The organism is Microbulbifer flavimaris (assembly GCF_001641755.2).
Taxonomy (GTDB): Bacteria; Pseudomonadota; Gammaproteobacteria; order Pseudomonadales; family Cellvibrionaceae; genus Microbulbifer; species Microbulbifer flavimaris.
In genome coordinates, this window is sequence record NZ_LRFG02000004.1 from 262,697 (window position 1) to 277,230 (window position 14,534).

Below are 14,534 nucleotides of genomic sequence, written 5' to 3' on the forward strand. Positions count from 1 at the left end.
AATTTATCCGTCAATCCCAGCGGCACCGGGAGAACCCATGACGCAGCGCCCGAAAACAACCATATCCCTTGCCCTTCTCTGCTTGCTGATATTCGCCAGCGGCTGTGATCGAGAGCAAAACAGCGCCCCGCCTTCCGAGGGCACCGCTGCACAAGCTCCGCAAACTGAAAGTTCGGCGACGCCCGAGGACGGCGAAGAGGCTGCAACAAACGAGAGTGGCAATGCCGAGAGTGCTAAAGCAGAGAGCCGCCAGAAGCGCAGCGAAAGTACCCCGACTACCGATCCCAACAGAGAATCCGGCAAGCAGGGCGATACAAGCAAAGATGGTGACAACACGGTAGCGGAAAGCTCTGAGAAGGAAACCGCCGCCGGGAAAAAAGGTGAAGCTGCCACAGCAGAAACTGGCCCAGCGGCCAACGCCAACGAGGGCGATGACACCGATGCGGAAGCTGATCCGGGCTTTTTCGACCGGTTCCTGGGGCGGGCGGCCAAAAAAGATGACACTCGCCCCGAGGCTGCCTGGGCACCAGACACCACCGGCGAGTACCCGATCGGCGCCTTCAAAAACTACACCGAAACCGGTGATCTGGACGCGATCAAGAAGAGGGGCAAGCTGCGAATCCTGGTCGACATCAGCAACACCGACTCCCTGCACCGAGCCGCAACACTTCAAGATATCGAGATCGAGCGGGCCAAGCGCAAGGCTGAGTTTCTTGGACTGGAGCCGGTCGTACTCTACGTAGACAGATATGAGCAGCTCATCCCCTTTCTCAATGAGGGCAAAGGGGATGTGATCGCCAATCATATGGCCATCACCGAGGAGCGCCTGCAGGAGATTGATTTTTCCATCCCGCTTGGCATGACGCGTTACCTGCTGCTCACGCGAAAGGAAACGCCGGACGTCACAGAAAGTGACGACCTGAAGGGTAAAACTGTCTACGTCACCCGCGGCACGCACTTTGAAGACATTGCCAAACAAAAAATGCCCGAGTATCCAGGCGCAAAAGTCAAAGTCGTGGACACCAACTACATCACATTGGCGGAGCATGTATCGCTGGGGAGAATCGATTACACCATCATTCCAGAGAATGCCTTCGACCTAATTTCCCAGTATCGCGACAATCTTAAAGCCAACATCCTCGGGGATGTGGAACGCCCGATGGCATGGGGAATCCGCAAGAACTCCCCCATGCTCAAGGAAGAAATGGATAAGGCCGTGCGGCATTTTCAGCTGACCAAACTGAACGAGCGGTTTGTCGGGGACCTGGACGGCATCAAGGAGCGCGGCGTTCTGCGCGCCGTTACCCGCAACCATCCCGGCACCTACTTCATGTGGAAAGGCCGGGTGATGGGCTACGAGTATGAGCTGCTGAAGAAATTTGCCCAACAACTGGATGTACGGTTGGAAATGATAGTCGCACCGACACACAAAGAGCTGTTTACCATGGTGCGCGACGGCAAGGCGGATGTTGCCGCCAGCCTGTTATCCGCGACGGAAAAGCGGGATGAGGCCGGCATGGATTTTGGCCCTGCTTATATGAAAGAAGCCGTTGGAATTGTCGGGCGACCGGATGACAAGATTGAAAACATCGAAGACCTGAATGGTCGCACTATCCATTTATTGCGCTCGAGCAGCCAATTTGACATCGTGATGGAGCTACTTGAGAAAAGCCCCGAGTTGAAGAAAATCAACTTTGACATTGAATTAGTTCCCGAGGAGCTGACTATCCCCCAGATTCTCGACAAAGTTGCAGACGGGGAGTATGACCTCACCATTGCCGATGATATCACTGTGCGCCTTGAGCACCACTGGCGAGATGACATCGTCAATCTATACGATCTCAAGATCGAGGAAAATATTTATGCCTGGATGGTGCGGGAGAGCAGCCCACAGCTATTGGAATCCATTAATGAATTTTTCAATGACCCGAAAATCGTGAAACTGCGGGAAACCTTGTTCCATAAATATTTTGACGAACCCAAGCGCACGCGGGAAGAAATCAAGAGCCTGAGCGAAAAAGGCGAGATCTCCCCCTACGACAAGCTGGTAAAGAAATACGCAGAGCAATATGACTTCGACTGGCGCCTGATCGTCGCACAGATGTTCCAGGAGAGTTCCTTCAACCCCAAGGCCAAGTCCTGGGTGGGCGCCCGAGGACTGATGCAGGTGATGCCCGATACCGGCAAGCAGGTGGGTGAACACAAGGACCTGTTTGACCCGGAAACCAGTGTCAGGGCCGGAATGAAATACCTGGAGTGGCTGCATCGCAAGTTCGAGGACAAGGGCATCAGCCCGGAAAACATGATGTGGTTCACCCTCGCCTCTTACAACGCGGGCCTCGGCCACGTTTACGATGCGCAGGACCTGGCCGAGCAGAAGGGCTGGGATCGCAATGTCTGGTTCGACAATGTCGAAAAAGCCATGCTGCTGCTCTCCGAGAAAAAGTACTACTCCAAGGCCCGCTACGGCTATGCCCGTGGCCGCGAACCCTACGACTACGTACGCAAGATCTCCCAGCGCTTTCGCACCTATGCTGCACTGCTTGAGGCCTACGAGCAGCAAAGGGAAGTTGGTGCTCTCACCTGCCGCACTCTACCAGCCTGGCTGGCGGGCAATCTCAACAGCTGTCGCGGTATCCTGCCGGAGCTGACGGCAACGCCGCAATTGGCCCGGCACCCGTAAACAGAGCGGCATAAAAAAACCGGCGGGTTTCGCCGCCGGTTTCTGGGTCAGTTTTTACAGTGCCTGCGAGATCAGGAACAGCTGCCCGGCATACTCGCCACCCACTCGCGTAGCAGCGCCGTGCCCTCATCGTGTTCGAGACTTCGACCCAGCTCCGGCATCATGGCACCCGGGTTGGTGGTCTCTACGCGGAAGTTGAGGATGGACTCCTCCGGCTCACCGGGAACGATCGCGAACAGGCGGTTGCCGCTACCGGTACCCGCTGCCACCGGCGGCTTGCACAGGCCCAGCTTGCGCCGATCCTGTTCCAGATGGTGGAGCATCAGGCCGGAAGTATCTGCCGGGCCAGCCGGGTTGTGGCAGTGGCCGCAATTGATATCCAGGTAGCTGCGGGCCCGCTCTTCCAATGATGCCGTCTCATCCTTGAAGTTTACGTTCTTCGGAATCGCCGCAAACTCGGGCAGACCACTCAGGTAGCCGACCTGCTGCCAGTGCAACAGCTGGTTCTCCGCGCCAGTGGCATAGGCATAGTCCTTGTTCAGGTGCCGCGCACGGGGTCCGAGCGGCATGATGGCCTTCTCGGTGTGATTGTCCGCGTGACAACCGGCACACTGGTTGGCATCGGGTACGACGTAAGTGAAACTGGTGTTCTCACCGCTTGCGCTCGCCAGTTGCAGGCGGGTTGCATCCCCGGCAATTTCCAGCACGGCGTCCGTCTGCTCTGCATTCCAGACATACGGTAGCGCCTGCCAACCGTCTGCGCGCTTCACCAGCACACGGGTTTCCATCAGGCGCACGTTTTCCAGGTCCAGCGCTTCACCGGTTTTTCCCGCCACATAATCACGGCTGTAATCGTCCGTGCGCAGCACCGCAGCCTGTGCACCCACCGCATCCTTCGGATAGTAGAAAGTTTTGGTGATTACCGTGCCCACGGGGTAATCAAAGTTTTCATCCCCATATGCGGCAGTTGTACCAGCCGGCATCCAGACCGTGCGCAGCTTGTGCGCGTAATCGGTAAACAGGGCCGTATTCAAATCGTAAGGAATCACGCCATCGTTGAGGGACAGCTCTCCATCAATTGCCTCGACCACGTGCCAGTCACTGAGGCTTTCCGGAACGGCGTCGCGCTCGAATACCGTGACCTGCTCTCTCGGTGCGTCGCAGCCGCCAAGGGCGGCCGCGAACAGAGGGGCCAGCACCGCGCCCCACAACTTCTTATGCATCTTCGGCCTCGAGCTTTGCCATCTTGCTATCGGCAGGCTTGTCAAAATCCAGCACGATTTGCGGCAGCTTCTCCAGGGAGCACTGGTGCGCAGCGATGTCGGTGGAGATGTTCTTGAAGTCGTTGGAGGCGTCGATATTGATAATACCGGCATCGCCATTATCGATGCACAGCTTCAGGGAGTCCGGCAATTTGCCATCCACGAGCTTTTGTTCATTGACCACACCATCCCACAGGATGTCCGGCAGGCTGCCGCTGAGGCCGAACTTGGCCAGCTTGAGCGCCTTCAGCTCAAGGTGGTCCGGAGACTCGCCACCACCAGTGAACTGGTTGTTGTAGATGTAGATACCTTCCGGATACGGATCGAAAGCGTCCTGGGTGGACTTGTCGGAGTAGTAACCGGCGGTGTAGTAACTGCTGACGATCACATTCGCGGTATCGTTATCGGCGATTTCGTTGTTGAAAATCTCCACGTAGTCGTTGGAGTTGATCACGATACCGGAGCCCGCCGGCACCGCGGCTACCGGGGTGCCCTCGTGACCGAAGTTCTCGGTATTGTTCTCAAATACCTTGTTGTCATACACGCGAGTGCTGTGACCCGGCTGCGGCAGGTTGGGCATATTGAAGACCAGAATGCCACCGGTATTGTTGGTCGCCACATTGTCGTAGACATCGGCACCGATGGTATTTTCGATCTCGATACCGGCCACATTGTACTCGGCGCGGTTGTTGCGCACGATCACGTTCTGGGACTGGCCCACATAGATACCGGCGTCAGACGCACCGATGGCCACGGTGCCTTCCACCAGGGTGTTCTTGGTCTGTACCGGGTAGATACCGTAAGCACCGTTCTCCGTGGCGGGGCCATTAGTCCACTCGACTCGGATATTGCGGATGATGATGTTCTCACCCTCATTGACCTTCAGCGCATCACCGATGGTGTCCTCGATGGCGAGGTCCTCGATAGTGAAGTCACTGGCATTGACCAGCAGGCCTTCCGCGCCCTGGATCTGGTCCTTGAAGGAGAGAATGGTCTTGTCCATGCCGGCACCGCGGATGGTCACACCATCGACGTTCAGGGAGAGACTGCGGTTGATGGAGAATGTGCCTGCGGGGAGCTCGATCACGTCGCCGGACTTGGCGGAGATCAACCGCTTCAGCAGGTCCTTCTGGAAATCTGCAGCTTGCTCCTGGCCGGCGGCATCCGCCTTGGTTTCGGGCTTCTCGGAGCAGCCTGCGGCCAGCAGTGCCGCCAGTACCATGCTCAGGTACGCAGAGTTCTTCATGAGGTTGTCCTTTTATTGGAGTTATTTGTTCATCTGCCAGGCACCTGCAGGGGTGAAGCGGCACCTAAGCTGTACGTTTGTACCAATTTGCAAGCCAAGAGAATGAACTGGCTGCCAGCGGCCAGATATTATCCAATCCCCGCCCCGCCGGCAAGGCACCTTTCTTGCCGGCGCTCGTCAGCCGCGGTAGTGTCGTGAGCGAAAGCAGATAAAAACGGAATCCCATGCGTATTCGTTTAATGACTCTCGCCACGATTGCTTGCCTCGGCGCCATGCCGGGGGCATCTGCCAAGGAGACCCTGGAGGTCCTGATCACCACCCCGGACGGGCAGCGGCACCAGTCCCTGCAGGAGCTGGGCAAGGCATTTGATGTTTATGACTCTGGGGCTATTGCGGGTCCCAGCAGCGTGCGCGAGTACAGCGCCATCCGTTGCGACAGCGCCTGGGGGGCAATCAAGTACCGTGTCCCCCTGGCCAGTGGCCCCGGCTATCGATTACAGGCCGAAGGCGAGCAGCTGCGCCTGCAACTGTTGCAGCACTCGGTAGTGAGCGAAGACGTCAACATCGCCGCGATGGAGGTGCACTGCTTTGACCTGGGGCCCAAAGCAGTAACACACGCGCTCGGCGAGGTAACGCTGAAGCGGGACAATGCCCAGTCACAGCGCCTCCAGCTTGCCAGCGGCTATATGCTGGAGTTCCGCTATCACCCTGACGGCAGCGACATGATGACGGGCGAAGGTATCGGGGTAAGCGCGGAGGCTGCCGCAGAGGGCACTGAGGGCACTGAGGGTGCAGTAAGCGGCGAAGCCTCCCGGCAAGCCGACTCCGGCACGGCCACCAGAGAAGAGGGATAGGGTCCAGGGCCGGGTGCCGAGGGGAAACACCCCGGCCCCGCCTGCCCTGTCACGGCACTAGTGGAATACCGGTGCCGACACAAAACTCCAGAACAGCACCGTACCCACCATCACCATCACGACAACCACCAGAGACACCGTGACAATGGCGCTGGCAAACAGGAAGCCACGCTCCTCAGAAACGCCCATGACAATCGGGATCCCGAGGTAGAGCAGATATACCGCATAGGCAACCGCCAGGGTCGCCAGCAAGATATCCAGCCACAGGATGGGATAGAAACCGGCCGCGCCGGCGAGAAAAATCGGGGTCGCGGTGAATCCGGCGATCACCATGCCCTTCATGGGATAAGTTTCGGCACCATAGGTTTTCGCCATCCAGTGGATGAAGTAACCGATGGCAACGACGGCAATCACCATGGTGCAGTAAAACACCGCAACCAGGGAAAGCGCGCTATCGCGGGTGATGCGGCGGGTGTCACCCTCGCCGATGGACCAGCCGACCTCGGTCGTACCGAAATACCAGGCCAGCGCCGGCAACAGCGCCAACACGATGACATAGGGGATCTGGCGGCGAAGACTCTTTTCCGACAGATTTCCGATTAGCTGCCACTGCCTGCGCGGCTGTACCAGCAGTCCGAACATATGGCTCAACATCCTGTTTTCCTCACGCTTCGCGAGGAACTGCGGGCGAGACCTGTTTGCTCAAATTGATCTGGATACTGCGTGTCAAAGTGAGGAATACCACTGCGGCCATTCCCGAAGTTCCAGCTTTTTCTTATTTTGCTCTTTCAGCTTGTAGCAGTGTGGTCGCGCAAGTCAACGCACTTTCGGGTTTTGGCGCATTTGATTTCATTGGCGTTTCCACGGGAAACAGTTTTCAGGCGCCAGATGCTACCGATCAACCCGATCGATAGCACTTGTGAAAAAATGAAGGGAACATGGCGGGCACATTCTCGATGCGCCGCCGGGGGGTCAATCCACGCTGGCGATGTTTACGGGAACCATCCAGCCAAAGGGGTCTGCCGCGCGGCCTTCCTGGATATCCAGCAGCGCACAGCGCAGGCTCTCCGCCACCGGTCCCGGCGCCGCGGAAAGTTCATAGAGCCCGTCACCGTCACCGAGCACACTGATGGGACTGATGATTGCCGCAGTGCCGCAGGCAAAGGCCTCACTACAGGTGCCAGAGCGGACCAGCGCCAGCAGGTCGTCGATGTCGATTTGCCGCTCGTGCACCGTATAGCCCTTCTCCCGGGCCAGCGTCAGCAGGGAATCGCGGGTGACTCCCTCGAGAATCGCCCCGTTCAGGGCCGGGGTGTGGAGCTCACCATCCATCACCGCAAAGAAATTCATGCCCGAGAGCTCGTCCACCGTGTGGCGGTTGCCCGGGTTCAGCCACAGGGACTGGTCGAAACCGCGCTTTTTCAGCCGCGCGATACTCTGCAGGGAAGCCGCGTAATTGCCGCCAACTTTGGCATCCCCAGTACCGCCGACCGCTGCCCGCGCATCCTCGCGCTCCACCCACACGCGCATATTGCCGGCGTGATAGGCCTCGGAGGGGCTGGCAATGACATAGAACTCGTAGGAGGTGCTGGCGGACACGGATAGATCCGGCTGGGTGCCGATCAGGAAAGGACGCAGATAGAGAGACTCACCGCTGTTGGCCGGAACCAGGTTGGCACAGTAGGCGGTCACGCTTTTCACGCCGTCCATAAACAGGGTCTCCGGCACCGGGGGCATGCACAGCCGCTGGGCTGAATATGCCATCCGCCGGGCATTGCGCTCCGGCCGGAACAGGCCGATACCATCCGCTGTCCGGTAGGCTTTCATCCCCTCGAAGCAGGACTGGGCGTAATGCAACACCTTGGCCGCCGGGTCTAGGGCCAGCGGTGCATAGGGGAGCAGCTCACCCCCACTCCAGACACCGTCCTGGCAGGTGGCGCGAAACATTACCGGCGCCATCACAGTGCCAAATCCCAGCTTTTCCGGCACTTCAAATCCCCGAAGACTCGCCGCCACGGCGGGATCAATGGATACCGTCACCTCAACTCTCCTCTTTATCGTCTGCGGTGATTATGGCGCTTGCCGGCCCTCTGTCCAAATATTTCCACCACGCTGCCGGCGCAAGGCGCATCAGGATTGACCCCAAGCTCCTTCTATTAGGATGAATATCTCGACATGGATGATTCACTAATTACGGTCACCAACTTTACAGGCCGGCCGAGACTGCGACTTGTACGGAGATGCCAATTTATTAACCTGAACACAAAAATTTTGGCACGTATTTCCTAATATCGATGCCAACAGCTGCATTGCGGGAGGTCGAACTGCTAAACCGATTGGGGGGTTAGCAACGTAATCGATCCTGTAGGAAAAAATCGCCCGCTAAGAAGAATTCCAAAGCCGAGATGGCGGGCCAAGAATGTCCGGTTGGCTATACTGATTTGGCAAGGCGCCGAATAACAGGCACAGGGCGCCAACACGGGCTGCGGCGCAGTAATCAACTTTTCGCCGCACTCGGCTCCGGATCTAACTCACTCCGGGCACTGTCAGGGACTGAGAGAACCACACTTCAGGGAGAGAAAATCTGCACGGCGCCAGCGCTAAAGCAGAGTTAAGTGCTCGACTCCTGGCCGCAGAAGCCGCGGGGACGGGTGAAGCAAAACATGGAACAGAAGTGGTTCAATCGTGACACAGACAGAAATCAGCAAAGACATTGCTATCGGCTTGATGTTTACAGCCACAGCTCTGCTGTGTGGCAACGCCTGCGCGGATGTCGGCGACACACCCGCGACAGAATCCAGCGCTCCACCTCCCGCCTATCTCGAAGCGGCATCCAAACCCTTGCAGCTGGCAAAGCGACAGTTGCGCCCCTCCGAAATCGTCGACAACTATCGCGAGCAGATTGAGGAAATGGAGGCCCTGCACGGCGCCTATGGCGCCGGACTTGATGAGCAGCTGGTGGGACTGGCGACTGCACTTCAGCGCAACGGCGCCCACCAAGAGGCTATCAGCGAGTTCCGTCGCGCCATGCTCATCAACCGGGTCAATGAGGGGCTCTATTCCCTGAACCAGGTGCCCATGATCGAGCGCATGATTGAGAGCCAGATTGCACTCAATCAATGGGAAGACGCCAACGACAACCAGCAGTACCTCTACTGGCTGCACGCGCGCAATTTCGGGGAAAGTGATCCCCGCATGCTGCCCGTGATCGATAACCTCAGCCGCTGGCACCTGCAGGCTTACAAAGAGGAGAAAGGTGGCACCCTGTTCGAGCACCTGATCAGTGCCACCGACCTTTACAGCCTGGCAGTGGATATCATTACGCAGAACTTCGGCGCCAATGACCTGCGCCTTGTGGAGGCGCTGCGTGGTCTCAAGGCCACCAATTACTATCTCGCCACCTACAAGGGCGAACCGCAGCAGCCGGTTGTCATCAATACCAATTTCGGCGGCGGTCCCGACATGGAAGCTGCCCAGCGCACAAAGCTGGATCATTATCGCCTCAACAGCTTCAGCTCCGGCAAGCAGGCCATCGCCCGGATAGTGGATGTCTATCAGAAAAACCCCCAGTCCCCCCCGGCCGCTTCCGCAAAAGCCAAGGTGGAACTCGGCGACTGGTATATGATGTTTAACAAGTGGCATTCGGCCAGGAAGACTTACGGAGAGGCCTACCAGGCACTCTGGGACAACGGTGCTACCAATCGGGAAATCGACGCCATATTTGGCCGGCCTGCAGCACTACCGGCACTGCCAATGCTCGATGCCGATCAGCCGGGGCTGGCGGAATCCTATGTGACCGTTTCCTACGACGTGACTGCTTTCGGCAAGGTGCGCAACATCAAGATACTGAACGCCCAGCCATCGGATAGCGTCAGTATGCGCTCCCGCGTTCGCAATGTACTGAAACGTGCAAAATTCCGCCCACGCTTTGCAAATGGCGAACCGGTGGAAACCAGCGGCATCGTGCAGCGGTTCGTATTCGACTGACAACAATAGAAAGCGATTTTGACGCCCATTCACGGCAGCGACCAAACCCAGGATAACAGGCGCTGTCGAAGAGAGCAGGACGCATAATCGACCAGACTCAGGCCGGGCTCTGCCCGGCCCTGTGCACTGTGAAGTGGCGTGTAAGCCCTTTTCCGGGGACCGCGCCAGACGCTCACGCACGACATCGGCCCGGGCCAGTCCCGGGACTCAGGAGAGAACAATGACTCTACGGATAGCGGTACGAAACTCGGAACAACACGCTCTGGGCTGGCGCACTCTCGCTTCGGCCATTGTGCTGAGCGCAGTCATCAGTGGCTGTAAAACCCAGCAGACGCAGCAGCAGCCACCGGCGCAGCCCTCGCAGTCACAGTCCTCCCCCAGCTCGTCGTCACAGTCGCAGTCGCAATCACAATCCAGCTCCAGCAGCTCCTCCTCGAGCCGCAGCCAGAGCCAACCCCAGACTGCCAGCAGTGGCATGCCGCCCAGCAGCTCTTCCAGCTCACCGAGCCAGAGCATGCCCAGCAGCAGCGACAGCCGCACCAATACCAGCATGCCAACCATTGAGTCGGGCAGCGAAGCCAGCCGCGAGGCGAGCACCGCCTCCAGCAGCGGACAGGAACAGAGCCGCCAGCAGAGCTCGGCCGGTGACTCCATGCCGGATCCGACCGCTCGCAACGACCAGCCATCCTCGCCGGTCTACAGCGAGTCGGATGAGCGTCCGGAGGAGAGCAATATGCCCCCGGACCCCTCCACTAACAGCGAGGGAGAGCCACCGGAGGAAATCGATTTTTCCGAGGAGGAGCAGACCGCGTCCTCTTCCAGCAGCTCTTCCAGTAGCAGTAGCTCTTCCAGTAGCAGCTCTGCCAGCAGCGCCTCCAGCAGCAGCGCCTCATCGGCGAGCAGCGCAGCCAGCGCTTCCGCCCCGAGCGGCTCACCCGCAAGCGGCGGCAGCCCCGCCCGCGGTGGCAGCGCCCCCAATGAGGCACCAGCGACAGCGGCCCAGCGGGTGGAACAGCTGGAAGGGGAGTTTGAAGCCACCATGGCCAGCTACGACGGCATGATCCTGCGTGAGCGGGATTATGTCCGTAACCGCCCCGCCTCTGAGGAGGAAACGGAGGAGATGGATGAGCCACCCCCCGGCGAGTCCCTGGAGGACCTGATCGAGTCCGCCGAGGCGGAGATACCACCCCCTCCCGGTGGCGGTGGCAGTGAGGGCGGCGGCCCGGAGCAGAACAATTCCAGCGGCCAGGCTACCGGTCCGGGTATGCCCACCGCAGGCCGCAAGGGCGAATACGATCACGGTGGCAGCGCACCGGTGGTACCCGCCGACATTCCCAAAGGGGATGACGACGATGTGGTGGCGCGGCAAATTCGTGAGGCCGCCATGCGGGAATCGGACCCGGAGCTTCGTGAGAAGCTGTGGGAGGAATATCGGAAATACAAAAAAGCGCAGAAGTAGTCGCGGAGGGACCCCCAATGCAGTCACTGAACGCCAGCCTATTTCACACCGGCTTCGCCCGCACCGTCAGCCGCGCCATGGCGCTGCTGGCTGCCCTGGCACTGGTGGGCTGCGCCTCCACGGAGGTGCGCACCACGGCCTATACCCCTCTGACAGTCGAGGATGCCGCCATCGCCGAGGACCGGCTGCTGGACGTTGGCATTGTCCAGTTTGACCCGGGGCTCGACACTGCCGAAGTCAACGAAGAGGAGCTGGTATTTCCAGAGCTGCGCCAGGCGGAATCCCGCTATATTGCCGTGACCCTGTCGGAGTCACTGCAGTCAAGCCAGGGCTGGGGCGCAGTGCGGGTAATTCCCAGCCAGCGCACCAACATCGACGTCACCGTTTCCGGCCGCATCCTGCAGTCTGACGGCGAGACTCTCACCCTGGAAGTGACCGTGACGGACTCTCGCGGCCAGCGCTGGTTCACCAAAGAGTACAGCGAGAAAGCATCGCACTATGCCTACGATCGCAAACACCCCACCGAGGGCGACGCTTTTCAGGGCCTGTACAACAAGATCGCCAACGACATGCTGGTTTACCGCCAGCAACTCTCGGACCAGTACATTGCCGAACTGCGCACCATTTCCGAGATGAAATTTGCCCGCAGTTTTTCACCGGATGCGTTCTCTCGCTACCTCACCCGCAGTGAAGACGGCATCTACCAGCTCAATGCCCTGCCCGCCGAAAACGACCCGATGCTGCAGCGTGTGCGTCGCATCCGCGAGCGGGACTACCTGTTTGTGGACACCCTGCAGGGCTACTACGGCACCTTCGTCAAATCCATGGAGGAGCCCTACCAGGAGTGGCGGGCACTGAGCTTTGAGGAAGTTCAGCAGATGCGTGAGCTCAAGCGCAAGGCCCGCAACCACACCATCATGGGGGCAGCGGCCATCGTCGGCGGTATCGCTGCGGCCGGTGCAGGCGGCGGTGCAGCGCGCCAGGCCGCCAATGTGGCGGTTGCCGGGGGCGGTTACCTGGTAAAGAGTGGCTTTGACCGGCGCAGCGAAGCGAAGATGCACATTGAAGCCCTGCAGGAGCTGGGAGATTCCATGCAGGCGGAAGTGGAGCCGCAGATCGTCGAGCTGGAAGACCGCACAGTGACACTGAGCGGAACGGTCGAGAACCAGTACCGCCAGTGGCGCGAGCTCCTGAGAGAGATTTACGAAGCGGAAACCGGCGGAATGGACGGCAGTATCTGAAATGCGGAGCGGAGGCATGCCTTCGCTCTACCCCCGGAACAATAACCACGACATTGCGGAATCACTATGCAACACCGCGACCAGAATCCGGACGATAAGGGCGTTATCCGCCCCGCAGACTTCAGTTTTGGCGGCTCTGAAACAGCTGAGAGCACCGCGCAACCGAAAAACAGCACGACGAAAAGCAAAGATAGCAGCCGGGATTTCCGCCCTGTTCTTATTGGCTCCGTGCTGGCCTTTGGCCTGGTAGGCGTCTTCTGGCTCCTACCCCAGGCAGTGGAAAAACCCAAAGTTCAGCGCCCTGTTGCCTCGACGGAGGCAACGCAGGAACCCACCACAGGCGCAAAGCCGTCCCCCATCAAGGCTTCACCTTTCAGCGATGCAGAGATTGCGCAGCAGCGCCGGGAAGTGCAGAAGGTACTGCAGGAGATTCTTGCACTTCAGGAAGAGTTGCGCGAACGCCAGGTCGATGTGTGGGCGGCCGAGGATTTCGGCAGCGCGCGGGGTATCGCCGAGGAAGCCGATGTCATCTACCGCCAGCGGAAGTTCATGCAGGCGCTGGAGAAATATCGGGCCTCCCTGGCCGCCCTGCAGGAAATCCGGGAAAGCATTCCCGAGCGTATTGAAAAACACCTGGCGGAAGGAAACGATGCCCTGGATCGAGGGGATGCCGAGGGTGCACATCACGCATTCGACCTGGTGCTCACCATCTCCGAGGATCATCCCCGCGGTGTCAAAGGCAAGGCCCGGGCGGAAAAGCTGCCCGAGGCCTGGCAGCATTTTTCCCGTGGCAAGCAAGCATTCGCCGAGCAGGATCTGGACACCGCCCGCGACGCCCTGCGCCAATCCCTGGCTGTAGACGGCGAGATCCGCCCGGCCAAGGTATTGCTGCCCCAGGTGCTTTCTGCCATCAAAGACCGGGACTACAGCGAGGCGATGTCAGCGGGTTACGCAGCCATTGGTGACGGGGACTTCTCTGCAGCGCTTGAGGCATTCCAGAGCGCACAGAAACTGAAACCGAACGAAGAGGATCCTGCGCTCGGCATTCAGCAGGCCAAAAGCGGCCTGACCCAGACCCGCATCGATCGCCTTTTTGCTCAGGCGCGCCAGCAGGAGACTTCGGAAGAGTGGCACGCGGCGGTGAAAAGCTATGACAAGCTTCTGGCAATGGATAAGAGCCTGGTTTCGGCCATCACCGGCAAGGCAAGGGCCCAGGCCCGGGCCGAGCTGGACGATCGTTTACAGGAACTGCTGAATGACCGGCTGTCCCTTAGCGGCAGTCAACGCAATCAGTATGCTCGCACCGTACTCAAGGATGCCCGCGCCATTAATGCGGAGTCACCCAGGCTTCAGGGGCAGATAGAGTCTCTGGAGACCGCGCTTACCCAGGCGGTAATCCCGGTTCCGGTCAAGCTGCAGTCCGACGCCACAACCCAGGTGACCATCTATCACGTAGGCCGGCTGGGTAACTTCAACGAGCGGGAAATCCCCCTCAAGCCGGGCCGCTATACCGCCGTCGGGACCCGTGCCGGTTACCGGGATGTGCGGCGCGAATTTACCGTAGTGCCGGGGGAGGAGCCGCCGGTGGTTGTCATCCGGTGTGCAGAAAAAATAAACAGCGCCAATAACAGTTGAGCCAAAGAACCGTCGCCCGAAATTCCGATCCAATGACCAGGTCACTGTTCATTCGCTGAGGTTGCAGTCTGCTGACAACCCGCCAGCTCTGAGTCAGGACCGGGAATTATTGCAACTCAAAGCTGAACCGATCGGCGACGCCAGTATCCGCAAAAAGATGTTTTTTG

Annotated in this window: 12 protein-coding genes; 7 read left to right on the plus strand and 5 right to left on the minus strand. The window is 59.1% G+C overall.

Going from position 1 to position 14,534, the window contains the following annotated elements; translation table 11 throughout:
• Window positions 1–37: 37 nt before the first annotated feature.
• Entirely contained in the window at window positions 38–2,683 is a 2,646-nt protein-coding gene (locus AWR36_RS12520) for a transporter substrate-binding domain-containing protein (protein ID WP_067085444.1), read from the plus strand.
• A 71-nt stretch (window positions 2,684–2,754) separates the two neighbouring features.
• Here the strand turns inward: AWR36_RS12520 and AWR36_RS12525 are convergent, their stop codons facing one another.
• A complete protein-coding gene (locus AWR36_RS12525; RefSeq protein WP_067085446.1) occupies window positions 2,755–3,906 on the minus strand; it encodes an SO2930 family diheme c-type cytochrome in 1,152 nt (383 codons plus the stop codon).
• On the minus strand, window positions 3,899–5,191 hold the full coding sequence (locus tag AWR36_RS12530; RefSeq protein WP_067085448.1) for a parallel beta-helix domain-containing protein: 1,293 nt from the start codon (window positions 5,189–5,191) through the stop codon (window positions 3,899–3,901). Before AWR36_RS12530 ends, AWR36_RS12525 begins: the two co-directional genes overlap by 8 nt.
• A gap of 224 nt (window positions 5,192–5,415) precedes the next feature.
• Here AWR36_RS12530 and AWR36_RS12535 point away from each other — a divergent pair, with 224 nt between their 5' ends.
• Window positions 5,416–6,045, plus strand: coding sequence for a hypothetical protein (locus AWR36_RS12535; RefSeq protein WP_141398531.1), 630 nt, complete (start codon window positions 5,416–5,418; stop codon window positions 6,043–6,045).
• Window positions 6,046–6,102: 57 nt separating this feature from the next.
• Here AWR36_RS12535 and AWR36_RS12540 read toward each other — a convergent pair whose 3' ends face one another.
• Window positions 6,103–6,699 (minus strand): Yip1 family protein, encoded by a 597-nt coding sequence (locus tag AWR36_RS12540; protein ID WP_067085452.1) that lies wholly within the window; start codon window positions 6,697–6,699, stop codon window positions 6,103–6,105.
• Between the two features lie 44 nt (window positions 6,700–6,743).
• Here AWR36_RS12540 and AWR36_RS16135 point away from each other — a divergent pair, with 44 nt between their 5' ends.
• On the plus strand, window positions 6,744–6,959 hold the full coding sequence (locus tag AWR36_RS16135; RefSeq protein WP_141398532.1) for a hypothetical protein: 216 nt from the start codon (window positions 6,744–6,746) through the stop codon (window positions 6,957–6,959).
• A 58-nt stretch (window positions 6,960–7,017) separates the two neighbouring features.
• Here the strand turns inward: AWR36_RS16135 and AWR36_RS12545 are convergent, their stop codons facing one another.
• Window positions 7,018–8,085 carry a branched-chain amino acid aminotransferase gene (locus AWR36_RS12545; RefSeq protein ID WP_067085454.1) on the minus strand — a complete coding sequence of 356 codons (1,068 nt, stop codon included), beginning with the start codon at window positions 8,083–8,085 and terminating at the stop codon, window positions 7,018–7,020.
• A gap of 645 nt (window positions 8,086–8,730) precedes the next feature.
• Here AWR36_RS12545 and AWR36_RS12550 point away from each other — a divergent pair.
• Window positions 8,731–10,032 (plus strand): energy transducer TonB, encoded by a 1,302-nt coding sequence (locus tag AWR36_RS12550; protein WP_067085456.1) that lies wholly within the window; start codon window positions 8,731–8,733, stop codon window positions 10,030–10,032.
• Window positions 10,033–10,239: 207 nt separating this feature from the next.
• Here AWR36_RS12550 and AWR36_RS12555 read toward each other — a convergent pair whose 3' ends face one another.
• Entirely contained in the window at window positions 10,240–10,686 is a 447-nt protein-coding gene (locus AWR36_RS12555) for a hypothetical protein (RefSeq protein ID WP_141398533.1), read from the minus strand.
• On the opposite strand from AWR36_RS12555, the gene AWR36_RS12560 reads away from it, so the two are divergent.
• From AWR36_RS12560 to AWR36_RS12570, 3 genes are all read left to right on the plus strand, one after another.
• A complete protein-coding gene (locus tag AWR36_RS12560; protein ID WP_141398534.1) occupies window positions 10,685–11,491 on the plus strand; it encodes a hypothetical protein in 807 nt (268 codons plus the stop codon). The two genes, AWR36_RS12555 and AWR36_RS12560, sit on opposite strands and share 2 nt — an antisense overlap.
• Window positions 11,492–11,508: 17 nt before the next feature.
• Window positions 11,509–12,732: a hypothetical protein gene (locus AWR36_RS12565; RefSeq protein ID WP_082679588.1), complete on the plus strand. Its 1,224-nt coding sequence runs from the start codon at window positions 11,509–11,511 to the stop codon at window positions 12,730–12,732.
• Between the two features lie 66 nt (window positions 12,733–12,798).
• Window positions 12,799–14,367 (plus strand): tetratricopeptide repeat protein, encoded by a 1,569-nt coding sequence (locus tag AWR36_RS12570; protein WP_067085461.1) that lies wholly within the window; start codon window positions 12,799–12,801, stop codon window positions 14,365–14,367.
• Window positions 14,368–14,534 lie beyond the last annotated feature (167 nt).